The sequence below is a fragment of the Kineococcus deserti genome, assembly GCF_050871945.1.
GTDB lineage: Bacteria > Actinomycetota > Actinomycetes > Actinomycetales > Kineococcaceae > Kineococcus.
In genome coordinates this window covers 41,230-63,289 of the sequence record NZ_JBJLSI010000016.1, presented here as the reverse complement: position 1 = coordinate 63,289, position 22,060 = coordinate 41,230, and the positions used below count along the sequence as shown (strand labels likewise).

The 22,060-nt window shown below is 74.0% G+C and carries 23 protein-coding genes; 9 read left to right on the top strand and 14 right to left on the bottom strand.

Annotation, left to right across the window (positions count from 1 at the left end):
* The first annotated feature begins 123 nt into the window (after window positions 1-123).
* From ACRYR2_RS13820 to ACRYR2_RS13810, 3 genes are read left to right on the top strand one after another with little or no spacing between them, the layout of a single operon-like run.
* Entirely contained in the window at window positions 124-753 is a 630-nt protein-coding gene (locus ACRYR2_RS13820; protein WP_432563450.1) for an AIM24 family protein, read from the top strand.
* On the top strand, window positions 753-1,421 hold the full coding sequence (locus ACRYR2_RS13815; RefSeq protein ID WP_432563449.1) for an AIM24 family protein: 669 nt from the start codon (window positions 753-755) through the stop codon (window positions 1,419-1,421). The genes ACRYR2_RS13820 and ACRYR2_RS13815 overlap by 1 nt, the downstream gene beginning before the upstream one ends.
* Window positions 1,421-2,194 (top strand): AIM24 family protein, encoded by a 774-nt coding sequence (locus ACRYR2_RS13810; RefSeq protein ID WP_432563448.1) that lies wholly within the window; start codon window positions 1,421-1,423, stop codon window positions 2,192-2,194. The genes ACRYR2_RS13815 and ACRYR2_RS13810 overlap by 1 nt, the downstream gene beginning before the upstream one ends.
* 21 nt (window positions 2,195-2,215) lie before the next feature.
* On the opposite strand, the gene ACRYR2_RS13805 is transcribed toward ACRYR2_RS13810, so the two are convergent.
* From ACRYR2_RS13805 to ACRYR2_RS13775, 7 genes are all read right to left on the bottom strand, one after another.
* Complete coding sequence (locus ACRYR2_RS13805; RefSeq protein ID WP_432563447.1) at window positions 2,216-2,893, bottom strand: class F sortase; 678 nt, start codon at window positions 2,891-2,893, stop codon at window positions 2,216-2,218.
* Entirely contained in the window at window positions 2,890-3,735 is an 846-nt protein-coding gene (locus ACRYR2_RS13800; protein WP_432563446.1) for a DUF4397 domain-containing protein, read from the bottom strand. Before ACRYR2_RS13800 ends, ACRYR2_RS13805 begins: the two co-directional genes overlap by 4 nt.
* A gap of 115 nt (window positions 3,736-3,850) precedes the next feature.
* Entirely contained in the window at window positions 3,851-4,630 is a 780-nt protein-coding gene (locus ACRYR2_RS13795; RefSeq protein ID WP_432563445.1) for a DinB family protein, read from the bottom strand.
* Window positions 4,631-4,683: 53 nt separating this feature from the next.
* The gene (gene mshC, locus ACRYR2_RS13790; protein ID WP_432563444.1) at window positions 4,684-5,943 is read right to left on the bottom strand and encodes a cysteine--1-D-myo-inosityl 2-amino-2-deoxy-alpha-D-glucopyranoside ligase; all 1,260 of its coding nucleotides are present in this window, start codon (window positions 5,941-5,943) and stop codon (window positions 4,684-4,686) included.
* Between the two features lie 42 nt (window positions 5,944-5,985).
* Window positions 5,986-6,861, bottom strand: a complete 876-nt coding sequence (locus ACRYR2_RS13785) for an SCO1664 family protein (protein WP_432563489.1) — start codon at window positions 6,859-6,861, stop codon at window positions 5,986-5,988.
* Window positions 6,831-7,379: a DUF3090 domain-containing protein gene (locus tag ACRYR2_RS13780; RefSeq protein WP_432563443.1), complete on the bottom strand. Its 549-nt coding sequence runs from the start codon at window positions 7,377-7,379 to the stop codon at window positions 6,831-6,833. Before ACRYR2_RS13780 ends, ACRYR2_RS13785 begins: the two co-directional genes overlap by 31 nt.
* Before the next feature lie 10 nt (window positions 7,380-7,389).
* Window positions 7,390-8,118: a histidine phosphatase family protein gene (locus tag ACRYR2_RS13775; protein ID WP_432563442.1), complete on the bottom strand. Its 729-nt coding sequence runs from the start codon at window positions 8,116-8,118 to the stop codon at window positions 7,390-7,392.
* 106 nt (window positions 8,119-8,224) lie between these two features.
* On the opposite strand from ACRYR2_RS13775, the gene ACRYR2_RS13770 reads away from it, so the two are divergent.
* Window positions 8,225-9,277: a magnesium and cobalt transport protein CorA gene (locus ACRYR2_RS13770; RefSeq protein ID WP_432563441.1), complete on the top strand. Its 1,053-nt coding sequence runs from the start codon at window positions 8,225-8,227 to the stop codon at window positions 9,275-9,277.
* A 7-nt stretch (window positions 9,278-9,284) separates the two neighbouring features.
* On the opposite strand, the gene ACRYR2_RS13765 is transcribed toward ACRYR2_RS13770, so the two are convergent.
* A complete protein-coding gene (locus ACRYR2_RS13765; RefSeq protein ID WP_432563488.1) occupies window positions 9,285-10,127 on the bottom strand; it encodes an undecaprenyl-diphosphate phosphatase in 843 nt (280 codons plus the stop codon).
* A 130-nt stretch (window positions 10,128-10,257) separates the two neighbouring features.
* The gene (locus tag ACRYR2_RS13760) at window positions 10,258-10,578 is read right to left on the bottom strand and encodes a primosomal protein (RefSeq protein WP_432563440.1); all 321 of its coding nucleotides are present in this window, start codon (window positions 10,576-10,578) and stop codon (window positions 10,258-10,260) included.
* A 68-nt stretch (window positions 10,579-10,646) separates the two neighbouring features.
* Here ACRYR2_RS13760 and ACRYR2_RS13755 point away from each other — a divergent pair, with 68 nt between their 5' ends.
* The 4 genes from ACRYR2_RS13755 to ACRYR2_RS13740 all read left to right on the top strand — a co-directional run bounded on the left by ACRYR2_RS13755 (window position 10,647) and on the right by ACRYR2_RS13740 (window position 13,972).
* Window positions 10,647-10,874 (top strand): DUF5703 family protein, encoded by a 228-nt coding sequence (locus ACRYR2_RS13755; protein WP_432563439.1) that lies wholly within the window; start codon window positions 10,647-10,649, stop codon window positions 10,872-10,874.
* Window positions 10,875-10,894: 20 nt separating this feature from the next.
* A complete protein-coding gene (locus tag ACRYR2_RS13750; RefSeq protein WP_432563438.1) occupies window positions 10,895-12,364 on the top strand; it encodes an amino acid permease in 1,470 nt (489 codons plus the stop codon).
* Between the two features lie 80 nt (window positions 12,365-12,444).
* Window positions 12,445-13,545: an LLM class flavin-dependent oxidoreductase gene (locus tag ACRYR2_RS13745; RefSeq protein ID WP_432563437.1), complete on the top strand. Its 1,101-nt coding sequence runs from the start codon at window positions 12,445-12,447 to the stop codon at window positions 13,543-13,545.
* Window positions 13,538-13,972 (top strand): MarR family winged helix-turn-helix transcriptional regulator, encoded by a 435-nt coding sequence (locus ACRYR2_RS13740; RefSeq protein WP_432563436.1) that lies wholly within the window; start codon window positions 13,538-13,540, stop codon window positions 13,970-13,972. The genes ACRYR2_RS13745 and ACRYR2_RS13740 overlap by 8 nt, the downstream gene beginning before the upstream one ends.
* Before the next feature lie 84 nt (window positions 13,973-14,056).
* On the opposite strand, the gene ACRYR2_RS13735 is transcribed toward ACRYR2_RS13740, so the two are convergent.
* The 4 genes from ACRYR2_RS13735 to ACRYR2_RS13720 form a co-directional block, all read right to left on the bottom strand.
* The gene (locus ACRYR2_RS13735; RefSeq protein ID WP_432563435.1) at window positions 14,057-14,734 is read right to left on the bottom strand and encodes a hypothetical protein; all 678 of its coding nucleotides are present in this window, start codon (window positions 14,732-14,734) and stop codon (window positions 14,057-14,059) included.
* A gap of 364 nt (window positions 14,735-15,098) precedes the next feature.
* Window positions 15,099-17,012: an ABC transporter ATP-binding protein gene (locus tag ACRYR2_RS13730; RefSeq protein ID WP_432563434.1), complete on the bottom strand. Its 1,914-nt coding sequence runs from the start codon at window positions 17,010-17,012 to the stop codon at window positions 15,099-15,101.
* Window positions 17,013-17,056: 44 nt separating this feature from the next.
* Window positions 17,057-18,421 (bottom strand): hypothetical protein, encoded by a 1,365-nt coding sequence (locus ACRYR2_RS13725; RefSeq protein WP_432563433.1) that lies wholly within the window; start codon window positions 18,419-18,421, stop codon window positions 17,057-17,059.
* 60 nt (window positions 18,422-18,481) lie between these two features.
* Window positions 18,482-19,027, bottom strand: coding sequence for a hypothetical protein (locus ACRYR2_RS13720; RefSeq protein ID WP_432563432.1), 546 nt, complete (start codon window positions 19,025-19,027; stop codon window positions 18,482-18,484).
* A 100-nt stretch (window positions 19,028-19,127) separates the two neighbouring features.
* Here ACRYR2_RS13720 and ACRYR2_RS13715 point away from each other — a divergent pair, with 100 nt between their 5' ends.
* Complete coding sequence (locus tag ACRYR2_RS13715; RefSeq protein ID WP_432563431.1) at window positions 19,128-19,832, top strand: hypothetical protein; 705 nt, start codon at window positions 19,128-19,130, stop codon at window positions 19,830-19,832.
* On the opposite strand, the gene ACRYR2_RS13710 is transcribed toward ACRYR2_RS13715, so the two are convergent.
* Window positions 19,786-22,056 carry a DUF2201 family putative metallopeptidase gene (locus ACRYR2_RS13710; RefSeq protein WP_432563430.1) on the bottom strand — a complete coding sequence of 757 codons (2,271 nt, stop codon included), beginning with the start codon at window positions 22,054-22,056 and terminating at the stop codon, window positions 19,786-19,788. The genes ACRYR2_RS13715 and ACRYR2_RS13710 overlap by 47 nt on opposite strands.
* Window positions 22,057-22,060 lie beyond the last annotated feature (4 nt).

Here is a 22,060-nt window from a genome sequence, read left to right as displayed (position 1 = left end):
CCCGATCGCGGGGACGACCATCCTCGTGGTGGTCACGCCCCGGGACAGCCGGCCCGGAACCGGCCAGTACGGTCGTCCGCGAAGGCCTGACGCGTCTCCCGACCCCTGCGAGAGGTAAGCCCTGTGCCCTGGCGGCTCGAATCACCGCGTGTCCTCGTCGTCGACCTCGACGGGTCCAGGGGCAGCGCGGTGCGCGCCCGGACCGGTTCGATGGTCGCCTACGAGGGCGAGGTCTCCTTCAAGAACGCCGGGATGGGCGGTGGCGGCGGTCTGCGGGCCGCCCTGAAGCAACGCGTGACCGGGGAGTCCCTGCCGCTCATGGAGGTCAGCGGCCGGGGCACGGTGCACTTCGCCGTGGACGCGGGTCACGTCCTCGTCCTGGACCTGGCCGGTGACGTCCTGCGGGCCGAGTCCGAGGGCCTGCTGTGCCTGTCCGACAGCCTGAGGACGGACGTGACGTTCACCGGCCTGCAGGGCGCCTCCAGCGGCCAGGGGCTGTTCACCACGACCGTCACCGGGCACGGGCAGGTCGCCCTGCTGTCCCTGGGCGGACCGCCCATCGCCCTGCGGGTCGGCCCGCAGACCCCGCTCGTGGTGGATCCCGACGCCTACATCGGCTGCGTGGGCGACCTGTCGCAGTCCTTCGTGACCGACGTGTCGTGGCGCAACCTCGTCGGGGAGAGCTCCGGGGAGGCGTTCTCGCTGCGGTTCGAAGGTCAGGGCGTCGTCTACATCCAGCCCGAGGAGCGGTGATGGGTTTCTCCAAGGTCACCTCGAAGGTGGTCCTCGCCGAGGTCCGCCCGGGGCAGGAGGTCCTCGCCCGGCGCGGGGCCATGCTGGCCACCCGCGGGAACGTGACGTTCTCCCCCGTCGTCGGCGGGCCCGGCGCCGGCGCCTACGGCGGCGGCATCGCGTCCGCGCTGGCCCGCGGGATGCAGGGCGAGGCCGTGCCGCTCATGGTCGCCGAGGGCACCGGCACCGTGCACTACGGGTTCCGCGGCCACCACGTCACCGTCGTCGACCTCGACGGCTCGCAGCCGATGTCGGTGGAGGCCGACCGGTTGCTGGCCCACGACGCGAACCTGTCCAGTTCGGTGGTGTTCCTCGGGCAGCAGGGCGGTCTGCGCGGCGCCGTCCGCGGCGCCGTGACCGGTCAGGGGTTGTTCACCACCCAGTTGTCCGGCCGCGGTGCCGTCGCCGTGCTGTCGCACGGCGGGACGTTCGCGGTGCGGGTGGGCGCGGGACGGCAGGTCGTCGTCGACCCGCAGGCCTACGTCGCTCACGTCGGAAACCTCAGCCTGGACGTCGCGACCGCGGTGTCGTGGCGCGACGCCGTGGGCCGGGGATCCGGGGAAGGTGTGCAGCTCAAGGTGTCCGGGGAAGGCACGGTCTACGTGCAGGCGAGCGAGGAGAAGCTCTGATGGCGTCCACCAGCCCGCAGCCCCTGGACCCTCAGAGCCTGCCCGACCACGACAACCTGCCCGACAACCCGTACGCGTACTGCGTGCGGCTGAACGGGCCGCTGTTCGTGCAGACGGGCCGGATGATCGCCTACTACCCCGCCGGGGGCGGCACGATCCGCTTCGAGCCCCTCACGGCGACGTCGATGACCTCGATGGTCGCCGCGCACTTCTCCTCCCCGCTGTACAGCCGGGACTGGGTCGTCGCCAACGGCCAGGGCCACGTGGTCCTCGGCGACCGCGGGTACGACATCAACTCCTACGACCTCGACGACGGCAACCTCACCGTGCGGGCCGCGAACCTGCTGGCGTTCGACGCGGGGCTGGAGCTGAAGGAGTCGATCATCCCGGGTTTCCTGACCCTCATCGGGACGGGGAAGTTCCTGGCCAGTTCCTCCGGGCCGGTCATCTTCGTCGAACCCCCGGTGCGCGTCGACCCCGAGGCCCTCGTCGGCTGGGCCGACTGCCCCGCGCCCTCCCAGCACTTCGACGCCGGCTGGATGGGGCACTTCCTCGGTGCCGCCCGAGGCGCCCTGTTCGGCACGCGGTCGGGCGAGGAGCGCCAGTACGACTTCACCGGCGCCGGAACCGTGCTGCTGCAGAGTTCCGAGCGGATGCTCGAGGATCCCCACGTCGTGCGCCGGCTCGAGGGTGAGGTGCGCCAGCTCGGCCCGGCGCAGCTGCGGCACCTGCAGGGGGTCGTCCAGGCGCAGTTGCAGCAGCACGGTCAGTGAGGCGGGGCCGGCCCGCACCGCTCACGGCGACGGAACGGCGGTGACGACGACGTTCTCGGCGTACCGTCGGGTCTCCTCGTCGAAGTCGCCGCCGCAGGTGATGAGCACCAGGGCCGGCGGGCCGTCCTTGCGGAACAGCTCCCGCACCGGGAGTTCGGCCTTGCCGTGGGCCTGCCGGGAGACGACCTCGTAGCCCAGTTCGGACCCGTCCGAGAGGCGGAGCCGGACGCGTTCGCCGGGTTCCACGTCGGACAGCCCGAACAGCGCTCCCGGTCCGCCGGCGCGGGTGTCGACGTGCCCGGCCAGCACGGTGCTCCCGGACGGGCCGGCCGGCGAACTCCAGCGGTACCAGCCGACGACCGAGCCGTCGGCCGGGACCGCGACCTGCCCACGCTCGTCGACACCCACCGGCGTGACCGGGGCGTCGATCCCCGGCCCGGCCGACGAGACGTGCCGGGGCACCGGCGGTTCGGGAACGCCGACCAGGACCGCGGAGCGCCGCCCGACCCCGGTGGCCGAGGTCGGGGTCGGCGTCGGGGTCGGCGTCGGGGTCAGCGTCGGGCTGGGCGCGGTGGACGGGGCGGCCCGGGCCACGGCGGTCGAGAAGTCGTCCTGCTGCGGCCGGGACGACGCCCACGACCCCAGCAGGACGCACCCCACCACCGCGAGGGCCGCGGCGGGGACCAGCCGCGCCGTCACGCGCCGGTGCGGCTCCGGCGCCGGGCCACGACCACGGACGCGCCGGCCCCGACGAGGGCGAGGACACCGGCTGCCGCGATGAGGTCCGGCGCACCGGTGTCGGCCAGCCCGGCCTCGCCGGCGGGGACACCGTGGGGGGCCGAACCGCCACCGGTCACGCTCTGGGTGGCGAGCTGGAGGTTGCCCGCCTCGGCCGATCCCCACGCGTAGACGATGGTCCGGGTGCCCTCGGGCAGCGTGAGGTCGGCCGGGCCGATGACGACCTGGCCGGTGCCGGCCAGGGTGACGTCGGCGCTGACGGTTCCGGCCGGAACGGTCACCGCGGCCTCGTCCGGGTTCGTCAGGCCGGTCAGCACCGGGGTTCCACCGGCCCGGACGTCGACCGCGGGCGCGGCCGCGGTGTGCCGGACGGTGAGTTCGGCCTCGCCCGGGGCCAGGTCGGCGGGGGTGTTGACGAACGGGGTCAGCGTGGGGGTTCCGTCCGCACCCAGGTGCGCGGTGACGGTGACGTCGGCACCGGCCGGCACATCCACCCCGGCGGCGGAGATGGCCGGCTGCGTGGCGGCGGGGTCGGATCCGGCCGGGTACACGGCGAGGTCGTAGGTCCCGGCCGGCAGCTGCAGCGGGTCGGTCAGGGTTCCGGGGGTGAAGTCGCCCACGACCTCCTGGCCGTCGGCGTAGACGTCGACGGTCAGGTCCGGCACGGCGTGCAGGATCGACACGGTGGCGGTGCCGGCGGTGGCGGCGGAGGCGCTGCCCGCCAGGGCGACACCGGCCACGGGCACCGACAGGGCGACGACGGGGGCGGCGAGCAGGGCGGCTGACTCGCGGAGCGTGCGCACGGAAGTCCTCCTCGGGGTGGCGGCCCGCCGTCCGGCGGTCCGTTCACCCCCTCTTCCGGGCCGGGGACCCGCACGGATGCAGTTCCGCGGAACCTCCTCGGCCGGGAAGAGGGCCTCAGGTCGTCGCGTCCCCCGTCAGCACGTCGAGGTCGCGTTCGGCGAAGCGGCGGTGGAAGTACTCCTCGTTCAGCACGACCGACAGGCACTCACGCACCGGGAAGCTCTGCGGTGGTGGCCAGCTCGAACCCTCCACCGGCTCCGTGTCGGTGTCCAGCTCCTCGTCGGTGAGGCCGGCCAGGTACTCGCGGACGACCCGCTGCCGGTCGCGGCGCAGGTCGAGGACCTCGGTCAGGGCCGGCCGGGCGGAGCGGTCGCGCGGGATGCCCGGCGTGTCCGCCATCTCCTCCCACGGCAGGTCCAGCGGGTGCCACGGCGAGGGGTCGCCGAGCACGGCGCGGCCGACCCAGGCGTCGGTCGCGAAGGCCAGGTGCCGCAACGTCTGCGTGAACGACCACTCCCCGTCGACGGAGGCGTGCAGCAGGTCCGGGTCCAGGGACCGGGCACGGTCGACCGTCCCCTCCCACAACTCCTCCAGCAGGGCCCAGGCCGCGCGGAAACCCGCGGCGTCCACCGGCCGCATCCGCGCCAGCACCGGGTCCCGCCGTTCCATCTGCTCGGCGACGTACGCGCCCACGTCGACGCCGTTGACGACCAGGCGCCCGATCTCACCGTCGATGCGCAGGTCCACGCACTCCACGCCGCGCATCACCAGGCCGTCGACGTGGGCGCCGCGCACCCGGGCCCGCGACAGGTCCACGGCGTGCAGATCGGCACCGGTCAGGTCGACGTGCTCGAACCGCGCCCCGCGCAGGTCGACGCCGCTGAACTCGTGCACGCCCGCACGGTAGTCCTCCCGCCCCTGCCCGCGCCGGAGCAGACGCGAGGAGCTCAGGCCAGTTCGACGCCGAGCAGGCCGGAGGCGAGGTCCCGCACGAGCGCGGGCGCCTCGGGGTCGTCGCCCTCCCCGGCCTCGACCGCGGTCACCCAGGCGTCGATCGCCGCGACCGCGCCGGGCGCGTCGAGGTCGGCGGCCAGCCGTTCGCGCACGGTGGTCAGCAGGTCGGCCGCCGCCGGGCCCGCCGGCGCCGAGACGGCCTTGCTCCAGGCGGTGAACCGGGCGCGCGCCTGCGCCAGGACGTCGTCGGTCCACTCCCAGTCGCTGCGCCAGTGGTGGGCGACGATGGCCAGGCGCACGGCGCCGGGCTCGACCCCGGCCGCGAGCAGCCGGGAGACCAGGACGAGGTTGCCCTTGGACTTGCTCATCTTCTCGCCGTCGAGGGCGACCATGCCCGAGTGCGCGTAGACCCGGGCGAAGGGCCGCGCGTCGGGGCGCAGGACCTGGGCGTGCGAGGCGCCCATCTCGTGGTGCGGGAACACCAGGTCGCTACCGCCGGCCTGCACGTCGATCGGCATCCCCAGGTGCCGCAACGCGATCGCCGTGCACTCGATGTGCCACCCCGGACGCCCGCGGCCCAGTTCGCCGCCCTCCCAGGCCGGTTCGCCGGGACGCTCCACACGCCACAGCAACGGGTCGAGCGGGTTCCGCTTGCCCGGCCGCTGCGGGTCACCCCCACGCTCGGCGGACAGTTCCAGCATCGTCGGCACGTCGAGACCGGAGACCTGGCCGAACGCGGCGTCGGCCTCGACCGGGAAGTAGACGTCCCCGTCGGGACCGCCGTCGACACCGGGGACCCGGTACGCCGCACCGGCGGCCAGCAGGTCGCGCACGGACGCCGAGACGAGGTCGACCGCCTCGACGACCCCGAGGTACTCGTCCGGCGGGAGCACCGACAGCGCCGTCATGTCGCCGCGGAACAGGTCGATCTGGGAGGTGGCCAGGTCGCGCCAGTCCACGCCGGTGGCCTCGGCCCGCTCGAGCAGCGGGTCGTCGACGTCGGTGATGTTCTGCACGTACCGCACCTGCAGGCCGGCGTCGCGCCAGGCGCGGCCCAGCAGGTCGAAGGCGACGTACGTGTTGGCGTGCCCGAGGTGGGTGGCGTCGTACGGGGTGATCCCGCAGACGTACAGCGTCGCCGTGCCCGCCTGCGGCCCCGCGGGCACCAGCTCATCGGTGGAGCTGTCGTGCAGGTGGACGCGGGGACCCCGACCGGGCAGGGTCGGGACTTCGGGGACGGGCCAGGAACGCACGGGGCGAACCTACCTTCCGCGCTCAGCGCCCGGGACGGCGGCTCAGAACGGCGGCCAGGGGATGGTGCGGTGCCCGCGCGGCCGGGGCAGCCGGTCCACGGTCAGCAGCCGTTGCACCCGTTCCAGCGTCGCGACGGCCTCCTCCACGCTCAGCAGCTCCTGCAGCAGCTCCCCCAGCGCGCCCTCCAGGTCCACGGCCAGCGCCCCGAGCACCTCGCGCTCCTCGGCCAGCAGGTGCGAGCCGGCGAAACCCCACAGCACCGTGCGCAGCTTGGGTTCGCAGTGGAAGGTCAGCCCGTGGTCCACGCCGTGCACCGCACCGGACCAGCCGGGCAGGACGTGCCCGCCCTTGCGGTCGGCGTTGTTCAGCACGACGTCCAGGACGGCGATGTGCCGCAGGCGCAGGTCGTCGGCGTGGACCAGGGCGACGGGGCGTCCGCCGCCGTCCTCGGCCTCCAGCACCGTGTGCCAGCCGGGTTCGACGTGCCGCAGCCCCACGATGTCGATGAGCCCGGCCCCGGGCGCGGGCAGCACGACCTCCTCGGCGCCGGCCGGGTCGGCCCCGTCCTGCTGCAGCCACAGCTGCACCGATCCCGGCCCCAGCGGGCCGTCGCGGAAGACGGTGGGCGGCACGACGTTCCACCCGGTGGCGGCCGAGACCGCGTACGCGGCGACCTCGCGGCGCGCCAGCGTGGCGTCGGGGAAGTCCCACAGCGGACGTTCGCCCGTCACGGGTTTGTAGACGCACGCCAGGTCGCCCTCGTCGCCGCCGACGACGGCGTACATCGTCGCGTTCGAGGCGTCGGCCAGCCGCCCCTCGATCCGCAGGTCGCCCGCGACGAGCCGGGCCAGCGCCTCCTGCTCGGCGATCCCGGCGAACGTCCCGTTCAGCGTCGGTACCCGTTCGCCCGGGGACAGACGTGACCCTCCGGGTCCAGCGGACCGGCGCAGAAGGGACAGGGCGGCCGGCCGGCCGCGACCAGCGCCAGGGCGCGCGCGGCGAAGGCGCGGGCCGCCGTCCCGTCGAGGGAGACGCGCAGCAGGTTGCGGTCCTCGGACAGGTCGGGCAGCTCGGGGTCGATGTCCTCCTCGCTCACCTCGAAGCACTCGATGACGACGACGTCCCGTTCGCCGTCCCAGGCCAGGCTCATCGTCCCGACGCGGAACTCCTCCTCGATCGGCACGTCGAGGGGTCCGGTGTCCTGCGAGCCCGAGGCCGTCATCGCCGGCACGGGGGCGGCACCGCCGGAGCGGCGGACGATCTCGTCGAGCAGTTCGCCGACCCGCTCGGCGAGGGCGGCGACCTGGGTCTTCTCCAGGGCGACCGACGTCAGCCGGCCCGTGGCGCGGGCCTGCAGGAAGAACGTGCGCTGACCGGGCTCGCCGACGGTGCCCGCCACGAAGCGTTCCGGCGGGTCGTAGTCGAAGACGGGCATGTCCCCGACCCTACGCCGACCCGGTGCTGCCGCCGACGACGGCGTCCGAGCTGACCCGCTTGCGCGCCGACCTGCGCTTCTTCCCGGGCGGGGCGAATCCCGCGAGGTCGCCGCCGGAGTCGTTCATGCGCAGGACGAAGGGCCGCAGGGGCGCGTACCGGACGACCGAGACCGAGCAGGGGTCGGCCGAGATGCGCTGGAACAGGTCCAGGTGCATGCCCAGGGCGTCGGCCAGGACCGCCTTGATCACGTCGCCGTGGGTGACCGCGACCCAGACCGCGTCCTCCCCGTGCTCGGCCGCGATGCGCGCGTCGTGCTCGCGGACCGACTCCACCGCCCGGTGCTGCATGGTCGCCAGTCCTTCACCGCCGGGGCCGGGGAACACCGCGGCCGACGGGTGCGACTGGACGGTCCGCCACAACGGTTCCTTGGCCAGGTCCTTCAGCGCCCTGCCCGTCCAGTCGCCGTACTTGCACTCCCCCAGCCGGTCGTCGGTGCGCAGCGCCGGGCGCGGCCCGCTCGGGCCGTCCACGGCGACCAGCGCGGCCGCCGTCTCCTGGCAGCGCTCCAGGGGGGAGACGACGACGTCCGCCACCGGCACCGGCGCCAGCCGCCGGGCCAGCGCCTCGGCCTGCCCGCGGCCCGTGTCGTCGAGGTGGACGCCCGGCGTCCAGCCGGCCAGGACGGCGGCGGTGTTGGCGGTGCTGCGCCCGTGGCGTACGAGCAGGAGGGTCGGCACCGGTTCAGCCTACGGGCGGGCGATCTTCGCCGCGGCCGGGCGTCCACCGCCGACGAGGGCGGCCGCCGTCGATGCGGGCCGGGCGGCCGAGGAGCACGATGAGCCGGTGATCGTCGACGTGGCCACCTACCGGGACGGAACGCGCCAGGAGGTGGCGGACCTGCACACCGCGCTGCGCCGCTGCGCCGACCTCGCCGACCCTGCCGACGACACGCAGGCACTGCCCTCCTCGCAGGAGTTCCTCTGGCTGGGCCTGAAGGACCCCTCGGCCGAGGAGTTCACCGACATCGCCTCCGCGCTGCATCTGCACCGCCTCGCCGTCGAGGACGCGGTCGTGGGCCACCAGCGGCCCAAGATCGAGTACTACGACGACACCGTCTTCGTCGTCCTGAAGGTGCTGGAGTACTTCGACGAGACCTCCAGCGTCGAGACCGGCGAGATCATGGTGTTCGTCGGGCGGCACTTCGTCGTGACCGTCCGGCGCGGCGAGATCGGGGCGCTCTCGGACGTGCGCGCCGCCGTGGAGGGCGACACCGCCGAACTGCGGCGCGGGCCCAAGGGTGTGCTGCACGCCGTGATGGACAAGGTCGTCAGCGGCTACACCGTCATCGACGCGGCGCTGGAGCAGGACGTCGAGGAGGTGGAGGAGCAGGTCTTCTCCCCCACCCGCAGCTCGGACGCCCAGCAGATCTACTCGCTCAAGCGCGAGGTCCTGGAGGTCCGGCGCGCCGCCTTCCCGCTGGTGGCGCCCATGAAGCGGCTGGTCGACGGGGACGGGAACGGCGGCGGGCCGGGCGAGGGGCAGGACCCGCACGCGGCCCACCACCCCTTGGACGAGCAGGCGGTGTTCGTGCTGCGCGACGTGCTCGACAACCTGGTCCGGACCGTCGAGCACGTCGAGAGCTACGACCGGCTGCTCACCGACATCCTCAACGCCCACCTGGCCCAGGTCTCGGTGCGGCAGAACGAGGACATGCGCAAGATCTCCGCCTGGGCGGCCATCGCCGCGGCCTCGACGCTGATCGCCGGGATCTACGGCATGAACTTCGAGCACATGCCGGAACTGACGTGGCGGCTGGGCTACCCCGGCTGCCTGCTGCTGATGGCCGGGGTCTGCCTGGGCCTGTACCGGTTCTTCAAGCGCTCGGGCTGGCTGTGACGGCCGCTCAGCCCAGCGCGCCGTTCTGGAACGCCGGCAGCTGCCCCGCCAGGACGAGGGCGTAGACGACGACCGCGGCCGCGATCCGGTAGACCACGAACGGCGTGTAGCTGTGCGTGGAGATGAACCGCATGAGCCAGGCGATGACGGCGTAGCCGACGACGAACGCCACGAGGGTGGCCACGACGGTCGGTGCCCAGGCGATCGTCACGCCCGTGCTGACCTCGTCGAACAGCTGGTAGAAGCCGGACAGCACGACCGCGGGGATCGCCAGCAGGAACGAGTAGCGGGCCGCGGCCTCGCGCGTGTACCCCAGGAGCAGGCCCATCGTGATGGTGCCGCCCGAGCGGGACACCCCGGGGATGAGGGCCATCGCCTGGGCGAGCCCGAAGAGGACACCGTGCTTCCAGGTGAGCTGGTCCAGCGTCCGCGTCTTGCGGCCGAACCGGTCAGCGGCCCCGAGGACCAGGGCGAAGACCCACAGCGAGGTGGCGATGACGACGAACCCGCGCAGCACGGTCTCGATGGAGTCCTGGAACAGCAGCCCGAGCAGACCGATGGGGATCGTGCCGAGGATGACCAGCCAGCCCATGCGGGCGTCGGGGTCGTCGCGCGGGACGCGCCCGGTCAGGGACAGCACCCAGCGGCTGATGATCCGGGCGATGTCCTTGCGGAAGTAGATGATGACGGCGGCCTCGGTGCCCAGCTGGGCGATGGCGGTGAACGCCGCGCCCGGGTCGGCGGTCCCGATGAGGGTGCCGACGACCGCGAGGTGACCGCTGGAGGAGATCGGCAGGAACTCGGTCAGCCCCTGCACCAGGCCGAGGAACGCTCCCTCGGCGACGCCCATGCTCACGCGCGGGCACCTCCGGTGCAGAGGCGGCGTGGACGTGGGGGCGAGGCGGGCAGAAGCACGTGACGCACGGTAGCCGCTACGCCCCGCCGCCCCCGGCGGCACTCACCCGCACGCCACCGAACCCTCACATGGCGGTCGGGCGGTTCCCGTCGCCGTCGTCGTCGCCGTCGTCGTCGCTGTCGTCCACGTCCTCGTCGTCCTCGTCGTCGAGGTCGTCGTCGTCCTCGTCGTCGTCCTCGTCGTCGTCGTCGTAGAGGACGAAGGGGGTGACCTCGTCGTAGGCGTCGTACAGCGCCTCCTCGTAGGTCTCGAACGCCTCGGCGGCGCGCTGGTAGGCGTCGGCGACGGCGGGGTCCGTCTCGCCTCGGCGGTTGGCGGCGGCGGCGAGGTGGTCCTCGAGCGCGGCCACGAGGCGGGCCAGGGCCGCACGCGGGTCGGGCGTCATGGCCCGACCGTACCGAAGATCGGCCGGGTGGCCCCACCGGGACGAGCCCGGGTGCATCATGGACGGCGATGGCTGCACACACCGGCACGGGACGCACCGACTCCGGCACCCCCGACCAGTACGAGTACCGCGTGCTGACCCTGTCGCGCGAGACCTCGCGCTCGGACGCGCGCCAACTGCTCACCGAGCACGCCGAGTACGGCCGCTGGGAACTGGCCCGGGTCCGGCTCTACATGGGCGGCGGGCGCAAGATCTGGTTGCGGCGGAAGATCATCCGGGTCGCACGGACGGCCTGAGGGGCCTACCGTCGCCGTCCGTGGGCATCTTCCGGACGAAGAGCGTCGAGGACGCGATCGCGACCACGGACGAACCCGAGCACCGGCTGCGCAAGACGCTCAGCGCCTGGGACCTGACGGTGTTCGGGGTCGGGGTCATCATCGGGACGGGCATCTTCGTCCTGACGGGTGAGGCCGCGGGCACGCGCGCGGGGCCGGCCGTGGCCCTGTCGTTCGTGGTCTCCGGGATCGTCTGCGCCCTGGCGGCGCTGTGCTACGCCGAGTTCGCCTCCACCGTGCCGGTGGCCGGCTCGGCCTACACCTTCTCCTACGCCAGCCTGGGCGAGGTCGTGGCGTGGATCATCGGCTGGGACCTCATCCTCGAACTGGCACTGGGCGCCTCGACGGTGGCGGTCGGCTGGTCCAGCTACGCCGCGGACCTGTTGTCGGTCACGCTCGGCCTCGACCTGCCGCCCTGGCTGTACTCGACCGATCCCTCGCCGACGAACCCCAACCTCATCGCCGCCGCGGTGATCCTGGTGCTGACCGCGGTGCTGTGCGTGGGCACGAAGACGTCCGCCCGCGTCAACGCCGTCGTCGTGGGGATCAAGCTGCTGGTCGTCGGCATCGTCATCGTCGCGGGGTTGTTCTTCGTCCAGCGGGACAACTGGTCCCCGTTCGTCCCGCCGACCGGTTCGGCCGGGGCCTCGAGCACGCCGGCGGACCCGTCGCTGTGGGAGGACCTGGGGGTGCCGCTGGGCACCTTCGGCATCGGCGGTGTCTTCACCGCGGCGGCGCTGGTCTTCTTCGCCTTCATCGGCTTCGACATCGTCGCCACGGCCGCCGAGGAGACCAGGAACCCGCAACGCGACGTGCCCCGCGGCATCTTCGGCTCGCTGGCGATCTGCACCGGCTTGTACGTGCTGGTCTCGCTCGTGGTGACCGGGATGGTCAGCTACGAGCAGATCAGCGTCGAGGCCCCGCTGGCCAACGCCTTCCGCTCGGTCGGTGCGGAGGTGGTCGCGACGCTCATCAGCGTCGGGACGGTGGCCGGTCTGCTGACGGTGATGATGATCCTCATGCTCGGCCAGAACCGGGTGCTGTTCGCGATGTCGCGCGACCGGCTCATCCCGGCCTGGTTCTCCAAGGTCAACGAGCGCAGCGGGGTGCCGACCCGGATCACCGCGGTCACGGGTGTCGTCGTGGCCGTCGTGGCCGCGGTCACCCCGATCTCCGAGCTCGCCGAGATGGTGAACATCGGCACGCTGTTCGCCTTCGTCCTGGTCTCGATCGGCGTGGTGGTGCTGCGCCGCACCCGCCCGGACCTGCCGCGGGCGTTCCGCATGCCGTGGGTGCCGGTGCTGCCGATCCTGTCGGCCGTCGCGGCGCTGGTCCTCATGGGCTTCCTGCCGGCGATCAGCTGGATCCGGCTGGGGATCTGGATGGCCGTCGGCGTCCTGGTCTACCTGGCCTACGGCTACCGGCACTCCCGGCTGGCGAAGCGCTCCTAGCCGCCCGGGAACAACCCCGAGTGCTGTACGCTTCAACCAAGTACATGCAGACGCATGGACTTGTCGGAGAGGAGCGGGTCGTGCAGTTCGGGATCTTCACCGTCGGGGACGTGACGACCGACCCCACCACGGGGCGCACGCCCACCGAGGCAGAGCGCATCAAGAACATGATGACCATCGCCGAGCACGCCGAGGCCGTCGGCCTGGACGTCTTCGCCACCGGCGAGCACCACAACCGGCCGTTCGTGCCGAGCTCGCCCACCACCATGCTGGGCTACCTCGCCGGCCGGACGAAGAGGATCGTCCTGTCCACGTCGACGACGCTCATCACGACGAACGACCCGGTGAAGATCGCCGAGGACTTCGCCATGCTGCAGCACCTGTCCGACGGCCGCACCGACCTCATGCTCGGCCGCGGCAACACCGGACCGGTGTACCCCTGGTTCGGCCAGGACATCTCCAAGAGCGTCGAGCTCACCATCGAGAACTACTCGCTGCTGCGGCGCCTGTGGGACGAGGACGTCGTGGACTGGGAGGGGCAGTTCCGCGCCCCGCTGCAGGGGTTCACCTCGACCCCCCGCCCGCTGGACGGCGTCGCGCCGTTCGTGTGGCACGGCTCGATCCGCACCCCGCAGGTGGCCGAGATCGCGGCGTACTTCGGTGACGGGTACTTCGCCAACAACATCTTCTGGCCCAAGGAGCACTACATCCGGCTCATCGACCTGTACCGGCAGCGCTACGCCCACTACGGGCACGGCACGCCCGAGCAGGCCATCGTCGGGCTGGGCGGTCAGGTGTTCATGCGCAAGAACTCGCAGGACGCGGTGCGGGAGTTCCGGCCGTACTTCGACGTGGCCCCGGTCTACGGGCACGGGCCCTCGCTGGAGGAGTTCACCCGCCAGACGCCGCTGACCGTCGGGTCCCCCGAGCAGGTGGTCGAGAAGACGCTGACGTTCCAGGAGTTCTTCGGCGACTACCAGCGGCAGCTGTTCCTCATCGACCACGCGGGTCTGCCGCTGAAGACGGTCCTGGAACAGCTCGACCTGCTCGGCGGCGAGGTGGTCCCGGTGCTGCGCAAGGAGTTCGAGGCCCGTCGTGCGGCCGGTGTGCCGAGCGACCCGCCCTCGCACGCGAGCCGCGTCGCGGCCCGTGACCTCCAGGCGGCGCAGGCGCTTGTCTGACGGCCGGACCCGCGCGGCCGTCGACGCCTGGGAGTCGGTCTTCCGGGTGCAGGCGACGCTGCTGCGCCGGTTCGCCGCGCAGGACGTCTGGGGCGGGCTGAGCGTGCGCGAGTACGACGTGCTCTACACGCTCTCCCGCTCCGCCGGCGGCCGCTGCCGGCTGGGGGAGCTCAGCGAGGAGGTCTACCTCCCGCAACCCTCCCTCAGCCGGCTGGTGGACCGCCTCGCCGGCCGGGGCCTGCTGGCCCGCGAGGCCGACCCGCACGACGGCCGCGGTGTCGTCGTGCGCCTGACCGAGGCCGGTGCGGCGCTGCGCCGCGAGGCCGGCGGGCGGCACGCGGCGGCCATCGCGCGGGAGTTCGCGGGCCTCAGCCGGGAGGAGCTGGCCGAGCTCACCCGGCTGTGCGGCAAGCTCCTCCCGGCCTGAGCCCGTCGACCACGCCGTCCCGGGTCCACCGTCGCCCACGAGGCCGTGACCCGCGGGCAACGGTGGACGGTGGACGTCCCAGGGTCAGCCCGCCGCCCAGACCACCTGGTCGTCGGAGAAGTTGAAGTTCTGCTCGACGGCGACGACTCCGCCGGCGATCGCTTCAGCCGGCACGTCGAAGCACTCCTGGTACGTGGCGCTTCCGCCGGCTCGCAGGGCGGGGAGCGTCGCCGGGGACGTCGGTTCCACCGCGGCGCAGGAGGAGGCGGAGTAGTTCCGCGCGTCGGTGGCCTGGTAGTCGGTGGACAGGTCGAGCCACGGGTTGGCCTCCTCCGCCGTCCCGTTGTAGGTCACTGCGAGATCCACCAGGACGTACCGGCCGGCCGCCGGTTCGTTGAAGGGGTTCGCCTCCGCCATGGCCTGGGTCGCGTCCTGGTTCACGGCAGTCACGGTCACGGTGTAGTCGCCCACGGTCGCCGCGGTGCCGATCGGCAGCGCTTCGGCCTGCGCGGCGGCTGCTTCGTCGGGAGCGAGGGTGCTGTAGCCGTTCTCCGTGTCCGTGACGGCCTGGTCCACGGCCTGGTCGACCGCGTCGACGGCCGCGCCCGCCAGCAGGTTGACGACGATGGCTACCACGACCGCCACGACGGACAGCACGACGCCGGCCACCGCCATCCCCTTGCCTTCCGCCCGGCGAGCGAGCGCCACAGCACCCAGGACGAGCCCGACGACCGCCAGCAGGATGCTGCCGATGTTGAGCAAGGGGATGAAGCATCCTACTGCTGCAACGATTCCGAGGACGAGGGCGGCGACGGGCAGTCCCTTCCCGGGCCGACGCGACGTCGGCGGCGGAGGGGTGGCGATCTGGGACACGTGATTGCTCCTGAGACGGTGCTTCGACAGTCCGTGTTCGGACTGTTGAGCAGTCAACCACGCCGGGTGCGTCTACCGTGACTGGTTGCCGAATCTCGACCGGCCGCGGGACGAGGAGTTCGCGTAGTTCTCGAAGCTGCCGATGGCCGGCGTCGCGGCGGACGGGCTGAAGGACCACGGGTGCACGTGTTCGCGCAGCTCCCTCGACCTCGACGGCCACGGTGGCAGGTCGCCGGGAACCGGCCCCTGCTGCTCAGGCGGGTCCTCCGTCAGGTCGGCCGGCCACCTCCGACACGACGGCGGCCCCGTCCACGGGGGCGAGCGAACCGTGCCGGTGCAGTTCGGCGTACCGCCCACCGAGCGCGAGCAGTTCGGTGTGCGTTCCGCGTTCGACGATCCGGCCCGCCTCGAGCACCAGGATCTGGTCGGCGCCGCGCACCGTCGACAACCGGTGCGCGATGACGATCGCCGTCCGCCCCTCCAGCGCCTCGTCCAGCGCGGCCTGCACCGCCACCTCCGAGGCCGAGTCCAGGTGGGCCGTCGCCTCGTCGAGCACCACGATCCGCGGGTGGGCCAGCAGCAACCGCGCGATGGTCAGGCGCTGACGTTCCCCGCCGGAGAACCGGTAGCCCCGCTCCCCCACCACGGTGTCCAGCCCTTCGGGCAGGTTCGCCACCAGCTCCCCCAGCCGCGCGCGCTGCAGGGCGTCGAGCAGTTCGGCGTCGCTCGCGCCGGGCCGGGCCAGCTGCAGGTTCGAGCGCAGGGACTCGTGGAACAGGTGACCGTCCTGGGTGACCACCCCGACCGCACGGCGCAGGGACTCGGTCGTCAGGTCGCGCACGTCGGTGCCGCCGATGCGCACCGCCCCGGAGTCGACGTCGTACAGCCGGGCCAGCAGTTGCGCCAGCGTCGACTTCCCCGCCCCCGAGGAACCCACGATCGCCACCACCTGCCCCGGTTCGACCCGGAAGGAGACGTCGCGGACCACCGGAACCCCACCGCGCGCGTCGAGCGTCGCGACGTCCTCCAGCGAGGCCAGCGACACGTCGGCGGCGGCCGGGTAGCCGAAGCTCACCCCGTCGAACTCGACCCCCACCGGCCCGTCGGGCACGGGGCGGGCGCCGGGGCGTTCCTGCACCAGCGGCACGAGGTCGAGGACCTCGAACACCCGGTCGAAGCTGACCAGCGCGCTCGTCACGTCGGCCCGCGCGCTCGCGAGTGCCGTCAGGGGTGCGTAGAGGCGGGTGAGCAGCAGCGCCAGGGCCACGATGCTGCCGGCGTCGAGGGTGCCGGCGATGGCGGCCAGGCCACCGACGCCGTAGACGAGGGCCAGGGCGAGGGCGGAGACGAGGGTGAGGGCGGTGACGAAGACGGCCTGGCGGACGGCGGTCGTGACGCCGATGTCGCGGACGGCGCGGGCGGCGGCGGCGAAGGCGCGGGACTCGGCGTCGGGTCGGCCGAAGAGCTTGACGAGGGTGGCGCCGGGGGCGGAGAAGCGTTCGGTGGTCTGGTTGAGCATGGCGGCGTCGAGGTGGGCGGCGCGGCGGGCCAGCAGGGCGAGCTGGCGGCCCATGCGGCGGGCGGGCAGCAGGAAGACGGGCAGCAGGACGAGGGCGAGGAGGGTGATGCGCCAGGAGATGCCGATCATGACCACGGCGGTGAGGGCGACGGCGACGATGTTGCTGACGATGCCGGACAGGGTGTCGCTGAAGGCTCGCTGGGCGCCGAGGACGTCGTTGTTGAGCCGGCTGACGAGGGCGCCGGTGCGGGTGCGGGTGAAGAAGGCGACGGGCATGCGCTGGACGTGGTCGAAGACGCGGGTGCGCAGGTCGAGGATGAGGTCCTCGCCCAGGGTGGCGCTCAGCCAGCGGACGGCGAGGCCGAGGCCCGCTTCGGCCAGGGCGACGGCGGCGATGAGCAGGGCCAGGGTGGTGACGGCGGTGCGGTCGCCGGCGCTGACGGCGTCGATGGCGCGGCCGGCCAGGACGGGGGTGGCCACGGCGAGGACGGCCAGGACGACGGAGCCCAGGACGAAGAGGGCGAGCAGGCGGCTGCGTTCGCGGGCCATGCCCAGGACGCGGCGCACGGTTCCGGGGCGGAACGGCTTGGCGTCCGGGGCGGTCATCGCGTTCCACAGGGCGGAGTAGGCGACGTTCTCCATGCTCATGGCGCCGACGCTAGGTGCTGCAGCGGGCTGGAGGTCCAGTCCCTTCAGCCGCGCAGGACGGTGAGGAAGTCGAGGGTCTCGTCGTCGGGGTAGGTGCCGGTCTCCTCCATCTGCAGGAGTTCCTCGCCGGTGATGCCCAGGGAGAGCATCCGGAACAGGCGCAGCGCCCGGGCGGGGTCGCCGGCGCCGCCCTCGCCGAGGATGCGGTTCACGGCGCCGGCGGCGGCACGGACGGCGACGACGTCGAAACCCTGCAGGGCCAGGAGGCGTCCGGCGGCGGTGGCGGCCTCGCGCAGGGCGGCGCGGGCCTCGCCGTCGCGCAGTGCCTCGCGCGGGGCGTCCCGGTGGTCGTGCCAGGTGGTGAGGGCGTCGCGGAAGGCCTCCGTCCGCTGTTCCGCCTCGTGGGCCAGGTGCGGGTCGGTGGCCAGGTCGCGGTAGCGCTGCACGGCCGCGGCGAGGTGCCGGCGGCCGTCGTCCCGGGAGCCCTTCCAGGCGCCGGGGTCGGTGAGCAGGGCGAAGGCGTGGTGGCGCAGGTCCTCGGGCGACAGCGCGGCCACGGTGTCGCTGACGGTGTAGGTGGGGGCGGTGCGGGCGAGGTGGGCCCGCAGGTGGTGGTCGTGGTGCTCCTCGGGGACGCCGGGGCTGAGGAAGGGCGGCAGCGGGCGTTCGCCGGGCAGGAGGTGGGCGGGCGGGTCGACGTCGACGGCGGGGCGGCAGGCGGGGCAGCCCGGTGCCGGCCCGTCGGGGAGGCCGAGTTCGGTGTCGGCGGGGCACGGCAGGTCGCCGAAGGAGTTGACCCGCAGCAGGACGACGTCGAGTCCGGCGTCCTGGCAGACGCGGACGGCGGCGCGCTGGGCGGTGGTGAGGGTGGTGGTCGTGGAGACCACGCGCACCAGGTGGGGGCGGTCGCTGAAGCGGCCGGTGGTGGGCGTGCCGGGGTCGGGCCAGCTGAGGTGGGTGGGCCAGCCGGTGCGCCGCCCGCGCCAGTCCTGCCCGGCCCAGCGCAGCAGGGGCAGCAGGACGGGGGTGGGCACGACGTCGAGCAGGGTGTGGGCGGCGCGGCGGTCGCAGTCCTCGTCGGGGATGGTCGTGCCGGTCAGGGTGCGGCGGTGCCCGGCGCTGCCGTCCCAGTTCTCGTGCACCAGCGCGTGCAGCCGCTCCGGGTCGGTGGGCAGGTCCCCGGGCAGGTCGGTCCCCGCTCCCCCGGCCAGCGCGCCGAGGAGGTTGCCGAGCACGGTGGCCCCGAACGCCATGACGTGCCGTCCCTGCGCCAGGAGGTGCCGCAGGGCGTAGCGGTCGCGGGACAGCGCGGCGCGCGGGTCGTCGTCGGGGTGGGTGAGGAGGCAGTCCCGCCCGCTCAGCGTCCAGGCGAACAGGTCGTCGGTGGGGACGACGAGACGGGGCGGCACGGGCGCACGGTAGTTGCCGCCGCGGGCCGGGCGTGGGAGGGGGTCGGTGGGTGCGCCGGATCAGAACGTCCCGAGCAGGGCGGTCAGCAACGCGATCCGGTCGGGGGTGAGGGTTCCGTCGCGGTGGGCGCGGACGATCTCCGCGGCGCTCAGGCCCGCCTCGGCGGCGGCCAGGACCAGGGCGAGGTCGGGGGTCGCGGCGGTGGGGGCCGCGAGCGCGGGGCCGAGGAGGGCGGCGAGGTCGTCGCGCAGGAGGGCGTAGGCGAGCACCTGGGCGGGGTCCAGGGTGCACCGGTGGCCGGCGAGGACGTGGTGGGCGGGCAGCAGGCTGGTGGGTTCGCCGTGGCGCAGGGGTTCACCGTCGAGGTGGGTGGCCAGGACGCGGGTGCCCAGGGGGGCGACGTCGACGTGGTGGCCGGTCGCGCGGGTGATCCCGGGCAGCAGGAAGTGCCGGTACAGGTCGGTGTGGGCGGCGGGCCAGTCGAAGGGCGGTTGCTCGCTGCGGGGTGCCCGGGCCGTCCACGCGCCCCACAGGACGGCCGGCATCCCCCAGTGGGGGTCGGGGCGGGCCGGGGGTGGGGCGAGCAGGTCCGTGGCGTCGAGCACGAACGGCGCCGGAGGCGGCCCGGGGGGTGGTGGTCGGCGGTGTCGCCTGCGGGCGGGCACCGTTCGAGCCTACGTCGGGGGTGGGTGCGAGGGTGCCTGCGTGAGCGAGCCGACCCAGCGCGAGCCGACCGGGCGGGACCACCACGGGCACCTGCCGCACCTGTCGCTGCCGGGCCGTGGCGAGCCGTTGCCGGCGCACTGGGCGGACCTGCCGTGGCCGCGGCCGACGCCGGCGGCGGTGGTGACGGTGCTGGCGCGGGCGCTCGCGCCGCAGGCCCCTCGTCCCCGCGGTGGACCGGCGGACGTCCTGCACCGGCTGCGGTCCTCCGGCGTCCACCTGCCCCGCGAGCGGTCCGCGCCGGAGGTGGGTGCCGGGGACCTGCCCGGCTACGACCGGGTGCGCGCCGCCACGGGGGTCGCGGCGATGTCGGTGGAGGAGTTCGGCGACGAGGAGGCGTTCGGCACCGGGATGTGGCTGCGGGCGTGGGTGCGTACCCACCGGTCCCCCGCGGTGCGGGCGTGGGTGCAGGCGCGGTACCCGGACCTGCCGCCGGAGGTGGTGACGAGGACGGCCCGGGAGGTGTCGGTGGAACTGGCGCTGGCCGTGGTGGACGTGGAGGTGCTCGTCGTGGGGCTCCGGGAGGGGTGGAGCGACGCGTGGACGGTGGCGGTGCTCCAGGCGGGGTTCGGGGCCGGGGAGGCGGTGGCGTTGCACGGCCGGGAGGACGCCTGGGAGGTGCTGGCGACGATGGCCGCGCTCACCGGCGGCGGGTGGCCGCCTCGGGGGCCGGGTCGTGCCGGATGACGATCTTGTGCATCCAGTCCGGCACGCTGCGGCGGTCCCCGTCGAGCAGCAGGGCGACGTAGCGGGCGTCGGGGTTCTCCGGCGGCGGCGCGGCCGGCCAGGGGGTGTCACCGTCGGTCATGGTGACGACGAGGTCGAACCGGGGGCGGGCGCGGGCGGCGGCGGTGAGGCCGACGCGCATGTCGGTGCCGCCGCCGCCGACCATCCGCAGGTCGGCGAGGGAACGGACGGTGCGGGGGGCCGCGGCTGCGGCGTCGCAGGCGATGACGGTGACGCCTTCGGCGCGGCACCGCTTGACGATGGCCTCGGTCTCGGCGTGCACCTGGCTGAGCATCTCGTCGCTGATGGATCCGGAGGTGTCCACGACCTCCGCGACGCGCGGGGGCCGCGGTTGGCGCATCGCGGGCAGCACGACGTGCGGGAAGGACGCCGCCCGGCGCGAGGGCCGGGCGTAGGAGTAGTCGCGCACGCCGGCGACGTTGGCGCTGACGCGGCGGGTGATGCTGTGCAGCTCCTTGCGCCAGTCCACCTCCGGTTCCAGCACGAGGCTGGCCCAGCGTTCCCACCCGGCCGGGACGCTGCCGCGGCTGCGGGCGTGCTCCAGGACGTGACGGGCGGTCTGCAGGCGGATGAGCTCGCCGCGGCCGGCGTCGACGCTGCCGTCGTCGTGGCCGTCCTCGTCGGTGCCGGACTCGTCCTGCTCCCAGGGGCGGCGCCCGCCGCCGGCGCCCGAACCGCAGTCCTGGCCGTCGGCGGGGTCGCTGTCGTCCGGTCCGGAGCCGGCGGCGTCCTGCTGCTCGTCTCCCCCGGCGTCGTCCCCGGCGTCGTCCCCGGCGTCGTCCCCGGCGTCGTCGGAGGGGTCGCCCCCGCCCGCGGCGTGCCCACCGACGGTGAGGGTGGCCAGGGCCCGCGTGGTGCCGGTGGTCAGCACGACGGCGTACCGGCCGTCGTCCAGGGGCCGGGTCAACGGGAAGGTGACGACGGCACCGCCCGGCTCGGGGCTCTCGCGCACCTCCAGCGGCCCGGTGGCCCCGGCCACCTCGGCATCGCCCGCGCCCGGGTCGAGGACGGCGACGGTGCTGTCGGCCCCCACGTGCAGGTCCTGGACCGTCCCGGACAGCTGGACGGGGGTGCGGTACCCGCTGGGCAGGGTGGCCGGGTGCAGGTCCAGGTGCGGCAGCCCGACGGGCAGGAAGGCCTGGACGACCTCGTCCCCCGTCCGCACCCGGACCCGGTGCAGGCCGTCGGCGAGCGCGCCGACCTCGAAGGTCAGGTACGTGCCGCTGACGGGCGTGACGTCGGCGACGACGTCGAGGGAGCGGCCCGTGACGTCGAGGACGTGGACGCGCGAGGCGGGGGTGAAGGCGGTGTCCCGGCCGGCCACGACGATCTTCGCCGGGGCCTGCCAGCCGCCGGCGAGGTGGTCCGGGCGCAGCTGCACGGTGGGCTCGGTGATCGTCAGGGCGGCGCGGACCTGCTCCGGACCGGAGGTGATGAGGATGTCGTAGCGCCCGGCCGGCAGGGCCGCCTGCACCGTGAACGAGGCACCGCGGCCGTCGCGCACGTCCAGGGCCCCCACCGCGGGCGTCCCGTCGCGGTCGGCGACCGGCTCGCCCCCCGGCGCCAGCAGGGTCACGCTCGCGGCGGCGGTGAGGACCGGGTCCCGACTCACGCAGACGACGAGGGCCGGCCCGTCCCGTCGCAGGTCGTTGCGGGGCAACGTGTCCGGCAGCAGGAGCAGCTCGGGGGACCGCCGGTCCAGGGCCCGCCCGGCGGGGCCGTCGAGCAGGAGCCGGTACATCTGCTCGGCGGTCATGCCGGGTTGCGCGCCGGGGATCTGCTCGGGGTACCAGCCCTTGACCGCCGGCGGCCGGACACCGGCGGCGCGCAGGTCGGCGTTGATCGCGGCGTCGGCGGCCTGGTTGAACAGGACCGCGCGCTCGACCGGTTCGGCCAGCGCCGCGAACCGTTCGCCGTGCCGGCGCAGCGGGTGGCCGACCTCGTGCAGCCAGGCACCGGCGACCTCCTCGACGGAGCCGGTGAGGATGAACTCGGGGTTGTAGTACAGCCGCCAGCGGGTGTCGATGGCCAGCGTGGGCACGTCGGTGGTCGCGACGGCCTTGACCGCGTACAGGGCGTCGGCCAGGTACGGCATGAGGTCGGTGGCCTTGGCCCGCCCGGCGGCCAGCCGCAGGTTCGCCTGGTGCAGGAGGTCCTCGGCCACCTCG

Bases quoted from the DNA above. Each gene is read 5' to 3' on its own strand.
- ACRYR2_RS13815 (WP_432563449.1), top strand. From the start codon at position 753: ATGGGTTTCTCCAAGGTCACCTCGAAGGTGGTCCTCGCCGAGGTCCGC.
- ACRYR2_RS13810 (WP_432563448.1), top strand. From the start codon at position 1,421: ATGGCGTCCACCAGCCCGCAGCCCCTGGACCCTCAGAGCCTGCCCGAC.
- ACRYR2_RS13780 (WP_432563443.1), bottom strand. From the start codon at position 7,379: ATGCCCGTCTTCGACTACGACCCGCCGGAACGCTTCGTGGCGGGCACC.
- ACRYR2_RS13765 (WP_432563488.1), bottom strand. From the start codon at position 10,127: ATGGGCGTCGCCGAGGGAGCGTTCCTCGGCCTGGTGCAGGGGCTGACC.
- ACRYR2_RS13760 (WP_432563440.1), bottom strand. From the start codon at position 10,578: ATGACGCCCGACCCGCGTGCGGCCCTGGCCCGCCTCGTGGCCGCGCTC.
- ACRYR2_RS13755 (WP_432563439.1), top strand. From the start codon at position 10,647: ATGGCTGCACACACCGGCACGGGACGCACCGACTCCGGCACCCCCGAC.
- ACRYR2_RS13730 (WP_432563434.1), bottom strand. From the start codon at position 17,012: ATGAGCATGGAGAACGTCGCCTACTCCGCCCTGTGGAACGCGATGACC.